Source organism: Pedococcus sp. 2YAF34 (assembly GCF_052114585.1).
Taxonomy (GTDB): Bacteria; Actinomycetota; Actinomycetes; order Actinomycetales; family Dermatophilaceae; genus Pedococcus.
Window position 1 is genome coordinate 15,410 of the sequence record NZ_JBFRFA010000049.1, and the last position, 15,538, is coordinate 30,947.

13 protein-coding genes are annotated in these 15,538 nt (G+C 74.3%); 7 read left to right on the forward strand and 6 right to left on the reverse strand.

Going from position 1 to position 15,538, the window contains the following annotated elements:
• The first annotated feature begins 23 nt into the window (after positions 1-23).
• The 6 genes from AB4Z02_RS17715 (at position 24) to AB4Z02_RS17740 (ending at position 7,075) form a co-directional block, all read left to right on the forward strand.
• Positions 24-386, forward strand: coding sequence for a DUF1304 domain-containing protein (locus AB4Z02_RS17715; protein WP_056884287.1), 363 nt, complete (start codon positions 24-26; stop codon positions 384-386).
• 166 nt (positions 387-552) lie between these two features.
• Positions 553-1,815, forward strand: coding sequence for an MFS transporter (locus tag AB4Z02_RS17720; RefSeq protein WP_441972601.1), 1,263 nt, complete (start codon positions 553-555; stop codon positions 1,813-1,815).
• A 134-nt stretch (positions 1,816-1,949) separates the two neighbouring features.
• Positions 1,950-2,612 (forward strand): PadR family transcriptional regulator, encoded by a 663-nt coding sequence (locus AB4Z02_RS17725; protein ID WP_441972603.1) that lies wholly within the window; start codon positions 1,950-1,952, stop codon positions 2,610-2,612.
• Positions 2,609-3,379, forward strand: coding sequence for an ABC transporter ATP-binding protein (locus AB4Z02_RS17730; protein ID WP_441972605.1), 771 nt, complete (start codon positions 2,609-2,611; stop codon positions 3,377-3,379). The genes AB4Z02_RS17725 and AB4Z02_RS17730 overlap by 4 nt, the downstream gene beginning before the upstream one ends.
• An 8-nt stretch (positions 3,380-3,387) precedes the next feature.
• Positions 3,388-6,279, forward strand: coding sequence for an ABC transporter permease (locus AB4Z02_RS17735; protein ID WP_441972606.1), 2,892 nt, complete (start codon positions 3,388-3,390; stop codon positions 6,277-6,279).
• 163 nt (positions 6,280-6,442) lie between these two features.
• A complete protein-coding gene (locus AB4Z02_RS17740) occupies positions 6,443-7,075 on the forward strand; it encodes a proteasome activator (protein ID WP_441972618.1) in 633 nt (210 codons plus the stop codon).
• 40 nt (positions 7,076-7,115) lie between these two features.
• On the opposite strand, the gene AB4Z02_RS17745 is transcribed toward AB4Z02_RS17740, so the two are convergent.
• The 4 genes from AB4Z02_RS17745 to AB4Z02_RS17760 form a co-directional block, all read right to left on the reverse strand.
• Positions 7,116-8,405, reverse strand: coding sequence for an MFS transporter (locus tag AB4Z02_RS17745; protein WP_441972608.1), 1,290 nt, complete (start codon positions 8,403-8,405; stop codon positions 7,116-7,118).
• Positions 8,402-9,208, reverse strand: coding sequence for a DUF6498-containing protein (locus tag AB4Z02_RS17750; protein WP_441972609.1), 807 nt, complete (start codon positions 9,206-9,208; stop codon positions 8,402-8,404). Before AB4Z02_RS17750 ends, AB4Z02_RS17745 begins: the two co-directional genes overlap by 4 nt.
• Positions 9,209-9,333: 125 nt before the next feature.
• Positions 9,334-11,010 carry an FAD-binding dehydrogenase gene (locus tag AB4Z02_RS17755; protein WP_441972610.1) on the reverse strand — a complete coding sequence of 559 codons (1,677 nt, stop codon included), beginning with the start codon at positions 11,008-11,010 and terminating at the stop codon, positions 9,334-9,336.
• Between the two features lie 10 nt (positions 11,011-11,020).
• The gene (locus AB4Z02_RS17760) at positions 11,021-11,701 is read right to left on the reverse strand and encodes an HAD-IA family hydrolase (RefSeq protein ID WP_056884280.1); all 681 of its coding nucleotides are present in this window, start codon (positions 11,699-11,701) and stop codon (positions 11,021-11,023) included.
• Positions 11,702-11,755: 54 nt separating this feature from the next.
• Between AB4Z02_RS17760 and AB4Z02_RS17765 the strand changes: the two genes are divergently transcribed.
• A complete protein-coding gene (locus AB4Z02_RS17765) occupies positions 11,756-13,387 on the forward strand; it encodes a metallophosphoesterase family protein (RefSeq protein WP_441972612.1) in 1,632 nt (543 codons plus the stop codon).
• Positions 13,388-13,415: 28 nt separating this feature from the next.
• Here AB4Z02_RS17765 and AB4Z02_RS17770 read toward each other — a convergent pair whose 3' ends face one another.
• Together AB4Z02_RS17770 and AB4Z02_RS17775 are read right to left on the reverse strand one after the other, a co-directional pair.
• A complete protein-coding gene (locus AB4Z02_RS17770; RefSeq protein WP_441972613.1) occupies positions 13,416-14,327 on the reverse strand; it encodes a sucrase ferredoxin in 912 nt (303 codons plus the stop codon).
• Positions 14,324-15,538 (reverse strand): JmjC domain-containing protein (locus AB4Z02_RS17775; RefSeq protein ID WP_441972614.1); only part of this gene is annotated, 1,215 nt, incomplete at its 5' end. The genes AB4Z02_RS17775 and AB4Z02_RS17770, both read right to left, overlap by 4 nt.

The window sequence follows — 15,538 nt, forward strand, 5'->3', positions numbered from 1 at the left end:
GCACCACCTGCCACGCTTCGGGGGTGAGCACCCTCGCCGTCGTCCTCGTGGCCCTCGTGGCGGCCCTCCATGCCTACATCGTCGTGCTAGAGATGCTGCTGTGGACGACCCCGCGCGGCCGGGCTGCCTTCGGCCTGACACCGGAGTTCGCCGAGTCCACCAGGGCGCTCGCCGCCAACCAGGGCCTCTACAACGGGTTCCTCGCGGCCGGCCTGCTGTGGGGGCTGGTGGGTCCGGCCGACCACCGGTTCGCGTTCCGGGTGTTCTTCCTGGCTTGTGTGGTCGTGGCCGGGGTGTACGGCGCCGCCACCGCGAGCCACCGGATCCTCTTCGTCCAGGCGCTGCCGGGTGCGGTCACCCTCGCCGTGGTGCTTGTTGCCGGCTGACCGGGGCACCCCTTCCGCACCGGTAGAATGAGGCGTCCGGTGCCCGTGGCCGCAGCGCTGAGCTGAGGCCCTCGCCCGGAATGCTCAGGGTTCCTGTGCGCCTCGGAGGCGGGTTCGGCGCACGCCCGTTCGCCGTACCCCGGCACCGTCCCGAGGACCTGAGCCCGTGTCACCGATCGCCTCCTACCGCCAGCTGCTGCGCCTGGCCGGCCCCCTTTACGTCGTCATCGCCTTCGTGGGCCGGCTGCCCCTGGCCATGAGCCAGATGGGCGCCCTGCTGCTCGTGTCCGGCACCACCGGTTCGTATGCCGCGGGCGGACTCGCCGCCGGCTCCCTCGCCGTCGCGAACGCCGTCTGCTCCCCCGTCGCGGCGGCCCTCGCCGACCGCGTCGGGCAGCGGCCCGTGGTGCTCGTCCAGTCCGTGCTCGGCGGCCTCGGCCTGCTGGCCCTGGTGGCCCTCGCGCGCTCCGACGCCTCCGGTGCCGTGCTCGCCACGGCCGCCGGCGCGACCGGCGCCTTCCTGCCGCAGATCGGTCCCCTGGCCCGCGTCCGCTGGCGCCCCATCACCCGGGGAGCCGGGGCGCGTCAGCACCGGCTCGTCGAGGCGGCGTTCTCGTACGAGGGCGCGGCCGACGAGGCCACCTTCGTGCTCGGCCCGGCCCTGCTCGGCCTGCTGCTCCTGCTCGCCGACCCGGGCGCCGGGCTGGTCGTGGCCGCGGTCCTGCTCGTCGGCTTCGGCGGCGCGTTCGCCCTGCACCCGACGGCACGCCTCGCCCACACCCCGCGCCGCGAGGGGCAGCCGCGGGTGCGGGTCATGTCCGCGACGCTGGCGGTGCTGATGGTCGCCCAGGGCCTCATCGGCGCCTTCTTCGGCTCGGTGCAGACCGGCACGAGCGTGCTGGCCACCGCGGAGGGCCACGCGGGGATCGCGGGGCTCGTGCACGCGGTCCTCGGGGTCGGCAGCGTCGCCGCCGGCCTCGCCATCGCCGGGGTGCCCGAGCGCTTCGGCTTCCCGCTGCGGATGCTGGTCGCGGCAGCCGGCCTGCTGGTGCTGTCACTGCCCCTGCTCGCGGTCGGGTCGCTGCAGTCGCTGGTGCTGGTCGTGCTGGTGCTCGGGTTCGTCGTGGCGCCCTACATGATCAGCAACTTCACCATGGGCGAGCGCAGCGCCCCGCCCGCGAAGGTGGGCACCGCCATGACGCTGCTCGCGGCGGCCACCGGCCTCGGGTACGCCGTGGGGTCGGCCGTGGCGGGCCGGCTCGCCGACAGCCACGGGCACACCGCGGCGTTCGGGGTCACCGTCGGGGCCGCCGCCGGTGCCCTGGCGCTCTCGCTCGCCGCCCAGCCGCTGCTGCGGCGGCAGCGCCCGGCCCGCGAGGCCGCACTCCTGCCCGTGGACGTGCCGGTGGACCTGCCGACACCCGCCTGATGCTTGACGGCCGCGCCTGATACTCGGTATACCTTCCCTCACTGGGTCGCAATACCCGGTATAGGGGACACCGCAGGGGGACCTGGCGGCCCGGCAACCGGCCGGGCCGCCACCCCGGTCGAGAGGGGGCACGGATGTCGGTCCGGCAGGGACTGCTCGCACTGCTCGCGCAGCAGCCGATGTACGGCGCCCAGCTCCGCTCGGAGTTCGAGGCACGCACGGGTGGCACCTGGCCGCTCAACGTCGGGCAGGTCTACACGACGCTGGCCCGGCTCGAGCGTGACGGGCTCGTGGAGGAGGTCGGCGCCGACGACGAGGGCCGCATCTCCTACCGGCTGACCGGCACCGGTCGGGCCGAGGTCGCCCAGTGGTGGCTGTCACCGGTCGACCGGGAGACCACCCCGCGTGACGAGCTCGTCATCAAGCTCGCCCTCGCCGTGACCGTCGAGGGGGTCGACGTCCACCGGGTCGTGCAGACCCAACGCACCGCGACGCTGCGCCACCTGCAGGACCTCACCCGGCTCAAGCAGCGCGCCACCACCCACCGCGAGTCTGCCGAGGGCGACGACGGCAACGTCGACCTCGCCTGGCTGCTCGTGCTGGAGAACCTCATCTACTCGGCCGAGGCGGAGGTCAGGTGGCTCGACCACGTCGAGGCCCGTCTCGTCCGCGAGGCGAGCCGGCCACGCCGGGCAGCTCGCACCGTACCCACCGCCGACGACGAGGGGCCCGGCCCGGCCGGGAGCTCGTCGGCACCGCACCGCACCACCACGACGACGCCCAGGGGGGCCCAGTGAAGACCATCGAGACACCGTTCGGCACGTCCGGCAGCGCACCACGCACCGGCGACCCGATCCTGCGCCTGGACAACGTGGTCCGGGTGCACGGCACCGACAGCACCGCCGTGCGGGCCCTCGCCGGTGTCAGCCTCGACGTCCACGCCGGCGAGCTCGTCGCCGTCATGGGCCCGAGCGGCTCCGGCAAGTCGACCCTGCTCAACCTGGCCGGCGGCCTCGACGCCGCGACCAGCGGCCAGGTGCTCATCGAGGGCGAGGCCCTCGGCTCCCTCAAGGGCGACGCGCTCGCGAGGCTGCGGCGCCGTCGGGTCGGGTTCGTCTTCCAGGACTTCAACCTCATCCCCTCCCTGACGGCGGTCGAGAACGTCGCGCTGCCGCTCGAGCTCGACGGGCAACGGGTGGGCCGGGCCCGCAAGCTCGCCATGGAGGCGCTGACGCTCGTCGGCGTCGCCGAGCTGGCCGACCGCTACCCCGACAAGATGTCCGGCGGCCAGCAGCAGCGGGTCGCCATCTCCCGGGCCCTGGTCGGCGACCGCCGGCTGGTGCTCGCCGACGAGCCCACGGGCGCGCTCGACTCCCACACCGGCGAGGGCGTGCTGCGGGTGCTGCGCGAGCGCTGCGACGACGGGGCCGCAGGGCTGCTCGTCACCCACGAGGCCCGGCACGCCGCCTGGGCCGATCGGGTCGTCTTCCTCCGCGACGGGGTCGTCGTCGACAGCACCGGCTCGGCGCAGACCGCCGAGGCCCTGCTCGACCCGGCGCTCTGAGCGCGGACATGACCACCCTCACCCCGCCCCGCGCCCAGAGCTCTGTCCCCGAGCGTCCCGACGGCGGCCCTTCCGGCTCGCGGTTCGCCCGCTGGCGCGCCTCGTGGCGCGTCGCCCTCCGGATGGCCTGGCGCGACGCCCGCCGCCACCGGGGGCGCAGCATCCTCGTCTTCGTCATGGTGGCGCTGCCCACCGGCCTGCTCGTCGGCATCGCCACCTTCGCCTCCTCCGAGACCGTCACCGGCGCCGACCGCATCCCCCTGTCGCTCGGACCGGCCCGGGCCGCCGTCACCGGACCTGACAACCAGTCGCTCCAGCAGGGGGCGGACCCCGACCAGGCGATGTCCTTCGGCGAGGCCGACCGAGCGGCGAAGGCGATCCCCGGCTTCGACCGTGACGTCAGCTCAGGCGCGCCGTCCAACGTCGCCGCGATCCAGCGGCTCACCGGTGGCGAGGTGGTCCGGGTCGGCACCACCTCGTTGCGCCATCGAATCGGCGACCGCTCCGTCAGCGCCGACCTCATGGTGCTCGACACCTCAAAGCGCTGGGGCGACAAGGCCCACCTGCTGAGCGGGCGCTGGGCGACCGGCGCACGCGAGGTCGTGGTCACGCCGTACGGCATCAGCCGCGGCATGCCCACCTCCGGCGCGGTGACCCTCTCCAGTGCCGGCCAGGAGTACCCCGTCACCGTGGTGGGCACGGCCAGCGCGTTCAACGGCTGGGGCGGCATGCCCGACGTGGTCACGACCGAGCCCATCGCCCAGGACACGCTGTACTCGTGGCAGTGGCTCGTCCTGCGCGACACCCCCGTGACCTACACGGAGGTCAAGCAGCTCAACACCTACGGGCTGCGCGTCTTCAGCGCCGACGTCGTCCGGCACCCGCCCACCGACGCCGAGCTGCCCCCGGAGCTGCGCCAGCTCAACGGCTACCAGCAGGACCAGCTGCGCGTCCTGGTCGCAGTCGGTGCCGTCATGCTCTTCATCGTCACCACGCTGCTCGTGGCCCCGGCGTTCGCGGTCAGCGCCTCCCGGCAGCGCCGCACCCTGGCCCTCGCCGCCAGCAACGGCGCCGAGACGAGGCAGCTGCGGCGCAAGGTGCTCGCCCAGGCCCTCGTGCTGGGGGCAGGGAGCGCCGTCGTGTCGGCCGTCCTGGCCGTCGGGGCCCTGCGGCTCGCCCAGCTGTGGTGGGTGCACCACCGGCCGTGGACGACCCACCGCTACTTCGACCTGCCCGTGGCTGCAGTCTCCTTCGTGGTGGTGTGCTCGGTGCTCAGCGCCCTGGTCGCAGCCATGATCCCGGCAGCCCGTCTCGGGCGGCTCGACATCGTCGGCGTGATGCGCGGGCAGAGCGTCTCTCCGCGGCTCAACACGGTGGCGCCCGTCCTCGGTGCGGTGGTCGCCGTCGCCGGCGGCGCCGGGCTGCTCTGGGCGGTCCGCACCGAGCAGCGGGAGATCCCCATCGTCGCCACGGGGCTGGCCCTGGTGCTCGGCGCACTGCTGCTCGTGCCGCTCCTGCTCGTCGGCGCCGGTCGGCTCGCCTCCCGCCTCCCGGTCGCGCCGCGCCTCGCCACGCGTGACGCGGCGCGGCACCGTACGCGGTCCGTCCCGACCGTCACGGCGATCGTCGCCGGTGCGATCGCGCTCACCATGTTCAGCATCGGGCTCGCCAGTGACACCGAGCAGCGACGCCGGGAGTACCAGCCCCGGGCCGCGGCCGGCGAGGGCTTCTTCAACTACTACCCGTCGGACGCGGCCGCGGAGTCGGGCAACGGCCAGGAGGTCGACAGCAACGCCATCGCTGACCGCGCGGTGCAGATCGTCCGCCGGGTCACCCCGCACCTCGTGGTCAGCCCCCTCGGGGTGGTGCAGGCGTCCGGCATGGGCATGACGGACACCGACCCCCTACCGGTGATCAACGTCGTCCCGCCCGGCTGCACGCCCGAGCAGACCATCAACGGTGGGCCGGCCGGGATGGTCGACGCCGGGGGGGCGCTGCCCGGCGCGCCCGGGGCCCGGCCCGACCCCTCGCTCGTGTGCAACGTCGTGGGCAGCATCGGGATGCGCCAGGTCGGTGTCCTGTCGGCCGCCGACCTCGCGTCCGCGCCCTGGCTGTCCGCCGCCCAGAAGTCGGTCGTCGCCGACGGCGGCATCCTGCTCGACGACCCGAAGCTCGTCCGTGCCGGCACGGCGCAGGTCGCCACCGGCAGCTACACCACCGACCCCGCCACCGGGATGCAGAAGCCCGGGCCCATGCGTGTGGCTTCGCTGCCGGCCGCCGGGGGCGCGCTGCCGTTCGACGGCCAGAGCCTGGGCGCCCTCGTCAGCACGGACACCGCCCGCGCCCGCGGCTGGTCGGTGTCCGGGCAGACGGTGCTGCTGCGCGACCCGGACGGCGCCATCAGCCGCGCCGACCAGGACGCCCTGTCCGAGGCGGTCGGCGACGAGGGGGAGGCGTACGTCGAGCGCGGGTTCCAGCGCGACGACCGGGTCGTGATGCTGGCGCTGTTCGGCGGGTTCGCCCTGCTGCTGCTCATCGTCACGCTCATCTCGACCGCCCTGTCGCTGGCGGAGCAGCGGGCCGACCTCGGGACGTTCGCCGCGGTCGGGGCCACACGGGGTACGCGCCGACGGCTGGCGGCCGCGCAGGCCTCGGTGGTCGCCCTCATCGGCGCAGTCCTCGGCATCGCCGTCGGGCTGGTGCCCGGCATCGCGCTGACCTACCCGCTCACGAGCCAGACCTGGGACCCCGCCACCGGCATCGAGGTCCACCGCGCCCCGATCATCGAGATCCCGTGGCTGCCGCTGGCCGCGGTGGTCGTGGGCGTGCCCTTGGTGGCGGCGCTGCTGTCGTACGCCGCCATCCGCAAGGCTCCCGCGATGACGCGACGAGCCGACTGAGCCGGTCCACCGTGGGTGCCGGTSGGGGGGCCCGCATCCACGGTGGACCACTCGCCCCCTCCCTGCGCCGCACCCAGCCCCGCGCCGTACCCGACTCCCAACTTTCGGCCCATGGGCCGCTTCCACACCCCGTACGCCGTACCCAACCCCGAACTTTCGGCCCATCGCCCGCTTCCCCACCCGGTACGCCGTACCCGGCCCCGAACTTTCGGCCCATGGCCCGGAAGCCTCAGCCCCCTCACCTACTCAGCCCCAGACTTTCGGCCCATGGCCCGCTTCCCCACCCCGTACGGCGTACCCGCCCCGGGCTTTCGGCCCAATGCCCCAAATCCCCCCCCCCCAAGGCGCGAGGTACCCCACCGTGGAGCAGCCGGCCAAGGTGATGCGGATCGGCTCGATGATCAAGCAGCTGCTCGAGGAGGTGCGCAACGCCCCGCTCGACGAGGCCGGGCGCGCGCGCCTCGCGGAGATCCACCGCCGCTCGATCAAGGAGCTCGAGGACGGCCTGGCGCCGGAGCTGATCGAGGAGCTCGAGCGGATCGCGCTGCCGTTCGAGGAGGGCCACGCCCCGACCGACGCCGAGCTGCGCATCGCCCAGGCACAGCTCGTGGGGTGGCTGGAGGGCCTGTTCCACGGCATCCAGACCGCGCTGTTCGCCCAGCAGATGGCAGCCCAGCAGCAGCTCGCGCAGATGCGTCGCGCCCTGCCACCGGGCCACCCCGAGCAGCCGGGCCCGGGTGTGCCCGGCGTGCGCCCCGACCTCGGCGAGGGCGGCCCGACCGGCCAGTACCTCTAACCGGCAGCCACCTCGCGCAGCCACCCCCGCGCGACGACCTCTAGCCGGTGACCGCCTGGGTCGCGGCGATCCGGCGCAGCGGCGACGTCCACGCGAAGGCCGCCGCCAGCAGCCCGACGCACACCAGCGTCACCATGGCAGGACGCACCGCGGTGGCCGCGGCCAGCGCACCGCCCGCGACCGAGCCGAGCGTCCAGCCCAGCCCCCACGACAGCATGCGGCCGGCGGTGTTGACCCGGCCGAGCAGGTGCTCGGGAGTCTCCTGCATGCGGTAGGTCAGCGACGTGACGAGCACGAGCTGGTAGGCAACGCCCCAGAGCACCATGCCCACGCTCGCGAGGACCCACCCCGGGGCGAGCGCGGTGGCGATGCCGGCCAGTGCGGAGACAGGTATGGCGCCGAGCGTCACCTTCGCGACGGGGTACCTGCGCAGCAGCCTCGGCACCAGGGCCGAGGCGAGCACTCCTCCCACACCCCACACGGCGAAGGCCAGGCCGAACCGCCAGCCGGAGGTGCCGATGTGCAGCACCTGGTCGGCCCACGGCACGAACAGCGCGACGAACCCGGCCCCGGCGATCGACTGCAGGCCGCCGATGACGGTGTTGGAGCGGACGCCCTCGTGCCGCCACAGGAACCGCACCCCCTCCCGCACGTCGCGCAGGACGACCGCGGGACGCAGCGGCTCGAGGCTGTCGCGGGTCGAGGACAGCGCACGGCGGATCGCCCGCACCAGCAGCGCCGACACCAGGAACGTCAGCGCGTCGAGCGCGAGCAGGGTCGAGGGGTGGGCGACTGCGAGCGCCAGCCCGACACCGGCCGGGACGACGAGGTCGAGAACCCCGCCCACGCCCCAGATCGCGGCGTTCGCGTCCCCGACCCGCTCACGCCCCACGAGGACGGGGAGGGCACCGAAGTTGGCGCCGTCGAAGAAGGTGAACAGGCTCTGCGCGACGAACCCCGCGAGGAGCACGTGCGGGATCGTCAGCACGCCCAGCCAGTGGGCCACCGGGACCGAGCCGATGACGACGACGTTGGCGAGGTCGGCGGTCACCATGACGCGCTTGCGGTTCCACCGGTCGCTGAGGGCGCCGGCGAACAGGCCCATCAGGAGGTAGGGCAGCGCGTCGAGGGTGGTGACGACGGCCGTCAGGCCCGGTGAGCGCGTGAGCGTGTAGACCAGCACCGGCATCGCGACCACGGTGATGAGGGAGCCGCCGACGGACACGGTGCGGGCCAGCCAGTAGAGCCGGAAGTCGCGGTCGTCCAGCAACCGTGCGCGCGGCGGCTGGGGGCGTGAGCGCCCGGGCGCTCCGGCCACGTCGTCGGTCATGCGGTGGAGTCTGCCTCAGCCCGGCGGGCCGACACGGACCCGCTCGGTCGGGGGTCGAGGAGCCCGAGCACGTCGACGAAGAGCTTGGTGCCGATGAGCACCACCGCCGGGACGAGGCTCATGGTCGGCGCCTGCGGAAGCGGCCCGCCGTGGAAGAAGTCCCCGAACCCCAGGTCGACCGCGGCGTTGAGCGACTTCATCCCACCGGTGAGCTGCAGGAAGGCGAACGTGGCGATGATGGAGACGTGCAGCACTGCGAGCCGACGCTTCGAGTCGGCACCGACGGCCGTCGCATCAGGGTCGTGCCGGCGGCCGCCACCGATCCAGGGCAGGATCGTGGCGACGCCGTGGCTCGACCACACGACGGCGAACAGGACCAGGAAGCTCGCCAGGGTGCCGCGCGTCCCGGTGGTCATCGCCAGCGAGATCGCGAACATCCCGTGCAGCACCGAGGCGAAGCCCAGCATCCCCGTCAGGCCTACGACGGCGATCCACCGCGCCGCCTCACCGGTCACCGGCGTGACCTCGCTGCCCGAGCGGAAGGACACGGCTCCCGGCTTGTCGTAGAGCCGCGTCGCGGTCAACGCCTGGAACACGAGCCAGAAGTAGACGGCGATGTTCTCGAGCCAGAACGCGATGAGCACGTCACCCGCGAGCCAGGTACCGGTCGCGACTGCGTACAGGGGCGCGAGGTTGGCCACCAGGACCGTGAGGAACGCAGCGACCGCACCTGCGCGGGGCGAGGCCCGCTCGATGACGGCAACCAGGGCCTGCAGTCCCAGCACCCGCAACAGCACGCCCACAGCGGCTCCCCCCTCGTATGACGCAGGGAGGCTAGCGCCCACGGCGCTACGTCATGGGCCGTTTCAGCCGCGGACCGCCCGAACGGTGCATCGCCCGATGGCGGCCGCGATGGCCCTGCGGCGCCTCAGCCGACGGCTGCGGCCGCGGCGCGGCCGGCGACCCGGCCGGAGAAGATGCAGCCGCCGAGGAAGGTCCCCTCCAGCGCCCGGTAGCCGTGCAGCCCACCGCCGCCGAACCCCGCGACCTCACCGGCGGCGTACAGGCCTGGCACCGGCTCGCCGGACGCGGACAGCACCCGCGCGGACAGGTCGGTCTCGAGCCCGCCGAGGGTCTTGCGCGTGAGCACGTGCAGCCGGACGGCGATCAGCGGCCCGGCGGCCGGGTCGAGGATGCGGTGCGGGGCGGCGGTGCGGATCAGCCGGTCACCCCGGTAGCGGCGGGCGCCGCGCAGGGCGGTCACCTGCGCGTCCTTGCCGAAGTCGTTGTCGAGCTGGCGGTCTCGCTCGACGATCTGGCGCTCGAGGTGGTGGCGGTCGAGCGGGGCGTCCGGTGTGAGCGCGTTCATCTTGTCGACGAGCTCGTCGAGGGTGTCGGCACTGACGAAGTCCGCCCCGCGGTCGAGGAACGCCCGCACCGGCGCCGGCATGTCGGCCCGGGCGCGGCCGAGGACGTCGCGCACGGACTTCCCGGTGAGGTCGGGGTTCTGCTCCGAACCCGACAGCGCGAACTCCTTGCCGATGATCCGGCTCGTGAGGACGAACCAGCTGTGGTCGTGCCCCGTGCCCCGCAGGTGCGCGAGCGTCCCGAGGGTGTCGAACCCGGGGAACAGCGGTGGCGGCAGCCGGTCTCCGTTGCCGTCGAACCACATCGAGCTCGGCCCGGGCAGGATCCGGATGGCATGGGAGGGCCACACCGGGTCGTGGTTCTCGATGCCCTCGACGTAGTGCCACATGCGATCTCGGTTGACCAGGTGCCCGCCCGCGTCCTGTGTGATCGCGAGCATCCGTCCGTCGACGTAGGCGGGGACGCCGGTGAGCATGTGCTCCGGCGGGGTACCCAGCCGGGCGGGCCAGTTGGCGCGCACGAGGTCGTGGTCGGCGCCGATACCCCCGCTGGTCACGACCACTGCCTGCGCGCTGAGGTCGAAGTCGCCGACGGCCTCGCGGGAGGTCGGGTGGCCGCGCTCGGCCTCGTCGGCCACCAGACGGGTGCCGCGCACCCCGGTGACCGCGCCGTCGTGGGTGACCAGCTCGTCGACGCGGTGGCGGTGGCGCAGCTCGACGCGACCGGAGGCGACGTGCTCGCGGACCCGCCGGAGGAAGGGCTCGAGGACCCCCGGGCCGGTGCCCCACGTGACGTGGAACCGCGGCACCGAGTTGCCGTGGCCGGAGGCGGTGCCGTCGCCCCGCTCGGCCCAGCCGACGACCGGGAACCAGCGCATGCCCTGGTCGTGCAGCCAGCGACGCTTCTCCCCGGCGGCGAAGTCGACGTAGGCACGCGCCCACTGCTCACCCCAGTGGTCCTCGCCGTGGCGGCCGTCGGGGCCGGGGGCCGCCCGGTCGAACCCGGCCGAGCCGAGCCAGTCCTGCAGCGCCAGCTCTGCGGAGTCCTTGATCCCCATGCGTCGCTGCTCCGGACTGTCCACGAGGAACAGGCCGCCGAAGGACCAGAAGGCCTGCGCGCCGAGGTCGGCCGGGCCCTGCTGGTCGAGGACCACGACGCGGCGGCCGGCGTCGGCGAGCTCGGCGGTGGCCACGAGGCCGGCGAGGCCGGCGCCCACGACGATGACGTCAGCGTCCATGCCGGCCAACCTACGCGGCGGCCACGACGCCCGTCAGTCGAACCCGGCCGCCGGCCGGGGCGAACCGCACCTCCGCCAGGGTCGCCACGACCGCGTCGGCGACCAGGTCAGCGGGCTCGGTGGTGGTCGTCACGGCGAGGGTGGCGCAGCCGGCCGCCCGGGCCGCCTCGAGGCCGCCGGGGGCGTCCTCGACGACGAGGCAGTGAGCGGGGTCGACCCCGAGTCGCTGCGCCGCCAGCAGGAACGGGTCGGGGTGCGGCTTGCCCCGGTCGACGTCGCTCGCGGTCACGACCACCCGCGGGACCGGGAGGCCGGTGGCCGCGATCCGGGCGTCGGCCAGCACCCGGGTGCACGAGGTGGCGATCGCGCAGAGGTCCAGGTCGCCGGTGAGGGCGGCCAGGGCGTCGAGCGCCCCGGGCAGGATGGTGATGCCGTCGGTGTCGGCGGTCTCGATGGCCTCGATGCGCGCCACGGCGGCGTCGACCCGCTCGGGCGGCAGCAGCTGCTCGGCGATGCCCCGCGCCGGGACGCCGTGGAAGCCAACGAGCCGGCGCGGGTCCACACCCTCCTCGTCGGCCCACCGCAGCCAGCTGCGCACCACCACGGGGATCGAGTCGATCAGCGTCCCGTCCATGTCGAAGAGCACGGCGGCGAAGTCGCGCCCGTCCAGCGGTCCCAGGGTTCGTGGCATACCGGACAGGGTAGGCAGCCGATCCTCGGACCGCTCGACGGTTACGGTGGGTGGGTGAGCACGCCCGCGGACCGTCCACGGCGCGGGGGTGGTCTGCGCCGGGGAGCTCCACGGCGCACCGTCGTCCGGGTGACGGCGCTCCTCGCACTGTTCGTGGGGTGCGTCATCGGCGGGGTGGCGGCGACCACCCTGTTCCCCACGTCGGTCGACACGCTCAACTACGGCGCCACGCTGCGGCTGTCGGTGGACCCGCACGACATCGGCACGATCCAGAGCCCGACCGTCTTCGGCGACATCCACCTCGACTTCGCGACGCCGGTCCCCACGCCCGGGGTGCTGGCGAACGTGCACGTCAAGGAGCACATCACCGACCTGCTGTCCCGGCCTAACATCTCGGTGCGCTCGTTGCAGCCCGGCCCGCTCGAGCTCGAGGCGGCCGCGCGCCACGCGGCCATCGGGCTGGCCTGGCGGTTCGCCGCGGGCGCCCTCCTGGTGGTGCTCCTCGCGGTCGGGGCCTACACCGGCTGGGCCCGGCACCTGCCACGGCCCGGTCGGCTCGCCACCGTCGCCGCCTGCTGGGTGGTGGCGTGCGGGGTGACGTTCGCGAGCATCGGCTTCGGCTACCGGCCCGAGCGCCTCGACCGGTTCACGACCACCGGCATCCTCGGTGCGGTGCAGCGCAACGCCGACCTCCTCGAAGGCGTCGAGACGCGGGCGGAGCAGACCACGCCGTACCTGAAGAACCTGCTCGCGCTGTCGTCGGCGCTGCAGGACAAGTACGCGCCCCAGGCCCTCGGCCGGCCGGTGGCCGCGCGGCTCCTGCTCGTCTCCGACATCCACGGCGGCAACCAGTACGCCCTGATGAAGACAATCGTCGAGCAGGAGCGCGTCGACGCCGTCATCGACAGCGGCGACCTCGTCAACTTCGGCACCGTGGCCGAGGCGCAGGCGGCCGGACTCTTCGACGGCATCCGCTCCCTCGGCGTGCCCTACCTCTTCGTCAAGGGCAACCACGACGCCCGCTCGGCCACCGACACCGAGGTGCTCAAGGCCCTGGCCAAGGTCCCCAACGTCGTCCTGCTCGAGCCCGACGCCGACAGCTACACCGTCCAGACGATCGGCGGGGTCCGCATCGCCGGGTTCAACGACCCCCGCTGGTTCGGCGACGACAACCGCGACAACGCCGCGAAGCAGAAGGGACCCGCCGCCCGGTTCACCGCGGCCATGGCCGACCTGCCCGCGCCGGACGTCGTCGTCGGGCACGAGCCCGGGGCGGTGAGCGCGATCGAGGCGGCCGGTGTGAAGATCCACGGGCACCTGCACAGCGATCGCCTGGAGGGCAACACGATCGGCGTCGGCACCTTCACCGGCGGCGGACCGTTCAGCCACTTCCTCGCCGGCGCCCAGGGCGAAGAGCTGACCGGGCAGCCGTCCGCGTTCGACGTGGCCGCGTTCGGGGAGGACTGCCGGATCGCCTCGCTGACGCGCTACCAGTTCCGCAACGTCATCGAGGGCCGGCCGGCCTATGACGACGTCACCCTGATCAACGGGTCGCGGATCGAGCAGTCGGCACCGCCGGCACTGGCGCCGGTCGGCGACGCGACCTCGACTCCCACCGCGGAGCCGCGGACCTGCTCGGCCTCCACCGAGCCGTCGACCGAACGCGTGGCCGCGCCCGCCCCCTGACGGGCGGTCGGGCCGACCGGCGCGACGGTCAGGGTGCCTGTTCGGCCGACGGGATGCGCAGCGCGTCGACGACGTAGCGGAACGCCGACGACGGCGCCTGCGCGCGGCAGGTCAGCAGCTCGGCGGGAGCCGCGACCCGACGGACGTCCGCCTGGACGAGCAGCGGGAGCCGTCCGCGCCCGTGCAGCGTGACCGTCCAGGTGGCGTCACCGGTCCGGTCCGCAGTCACCGACCGCACGTCGCCCAGGCCGCAGGGCCGGTACCGCGTGAACGCGGCGGACAGCGCCGCCTGCACCGCCGGCGGCTCGGTCGAGACCCCGCGGAAGTGGGCAGCCGTGACGACGCCCCGCAGGTGGGCCGCCACCACCTCCTGGGCCGAGTCCTCGTCGAGGTTGCCGTAGCAGGCGCCGTCGGGCAGCACGAGCACGTTGGGCGCGAACCGGTCGCCGCCGACGTGCGTGCACTCCCACGTGTGGTCCGGCCAGCGGGCGGCGAGCGCCCCGGCGACCGGTCGCCCACGGACCGCGCAGCAGGTGTCGTGGAGCCCGTGGGTGCACACGAGCACGAGGGGCTGGGGCGGCCGGGCATGCGCTGGCGGGGCCGGCCCGTCGAGCATCACCTCGGCGGCGCGGAGCAGGTCCTCCGGCCGGCGCCAGGTGCCCCACTGCTGGGTGCCGTCGTGGTCGACCACGGCCCACTGCTGCACCGCCCGGCGTGGCCGCCGACCGGTGCGCCGGATGAGCAGCACCCGTCCCCGTGTCGCGAGTGCCGCCTCGTGCAGCGCGGTCGCGACCCCACCGGACAGGCCGGTGCTGTCGAGCGCCCTGACGGCCCACGGCCCACGGTGCTCGACGAGCAGCCACCGCTGCGCCGGAGCTGCGGAGCCCTGCAGGGGGTCTGCTCGCAGCCGGGCCTCGGTGGCGCAGTGGTCGGCGGTCACGCCGCCACGGCGATACCGGCCAGCACCAGGCGGCGGGCGAGGTCGAGACCGAGGTGACCAGCCGTCGCGGTGCCCACCTCGAGGAACGACCGGACCGCTGCCACGTCGCCCTCGTCCACGCGTACGGTGCCGGCCCGGCTGCGCAGGACGGCCCCTCCGCTGCTCGCGGGGGTGAGGGTCGGCGCGAGGTGCGGCCGCACCTCCAGGGCGGTGTCGTCGCGCAGGGAGGAGGCCAGCGCGTGCTGGGCCAGCGGGCCCATGGGTGCGGCGCGCTGGGAGCCGCGCGAGGCGGCGACCATGGCCGCGGTGAGGTCGGCGGCGTCGACGTCCTCGAGGGCGCGGGCCAGGGCCGCCCGGACCAGCTCGACACCGGCCCCGAGGGCGGCCGGGTCGGAGAGGTCGGCGCCCATCGGCAGCGACGCCCGCACCTCGGGGTCCTGCGCCGCCCTGGCCAGGGCGGCGGACACCAGCTCCTGGGCGAGGTGGTGCCGGTTCCAGGTGTGGACCCCGATGGTGAGGTGGGTGCTCACGCCCCCGAGGGCCGTGGCCGAGTGGAGGTAGCCGCGCGGCAGGTAGAGGCAGTCACCCGGGGCCAGGGTCGTCTCGACGAGCGGCTCGGCCTGCGCAGCGAGCTCGACCGCCTCACGGCGGTCGGTCCAGGGCTGGTCGCGCAACGGCCGCGGGTGCACGGGCGGCCTGATGCGCCAACGCTTCTCGCCCGAGATCTGCAGCACGAAGACGTCGTGGACGTCGTAGTGGTCACTGAAGCCGGTGTTCTGCGGCGGGGTGATGTAGGCGTTGACCTGGGTGGGGTGCCCGAGGTCGGCCGCCAGCTGCTGGGCGAAGTCGACGACCGGCTCCCACGTGCGGTGCAGGCCCTGCAGGACGAGGGTGGCGCCGTCGGCGAACTCGCGCAGGACGTCCTCGTCGCTGGCCTGGTCGGCGATGCCGGCCCCGGTGCCACCGCTGCGGGTGAACCTGCGGTCCGTCAGCGTCGAGCCGCCCTTGGCCATGCGCAGGAACGGCGTGCGCAGCCCGCGCCGCGACACGAGCTCGTCGACGGCCGCCTCGGAGAAGAGGTCGTCGAACGACGACGGCAGGTCAGCGCTGCGGGTGAGCAGCGGCTCGACACCCCAGTGGTCGCGGGCGAAGGCGTCGGGGTCCGTGGCGACGAGTCGGCGAAGGGCGGGGTGCCCGCTCGGGAGAGCGGG

Coding starts and splice junctions, on each gene's coding strand:
- AB4Z02_RS17725 (WP_441972603.1), top strand. CDS start 1,950: ATGTCGGTCCGGCAGGGACTGCTCGCACTGCTCGCGCAGCAGCCGATG.
- AB4Z02_RS17755 (WP_441972610.1), bottom strand. CDS start 11,010: ATGGACGCTGACGTCATCGTCGTGGGCGCCGGCCTCGCCGGCCTCGTG.
- AB4Z02_RS17745 (WP_441972608.1), bottom strand. CDS start 8,405: ATGACCGACGACGTGGCCGGAGCGCCCGGGCGCTCACGCCCCCAGCCG.
- AB4Z02_RS17735 (WP_441972606.1), top strand. CDS start 3,388: ATGACCACCCTCACCCCGCCCCGCGCCCAGAGCTCTGTCCCCGAGCGT.
- AB4Z02_RS17760 (WP_056884280.1), bottom strand. CDS start 11,701: ATGCCACGAACCCTGGGACCGCTGGACGGGCGCGACTTCGCCGCCGTG.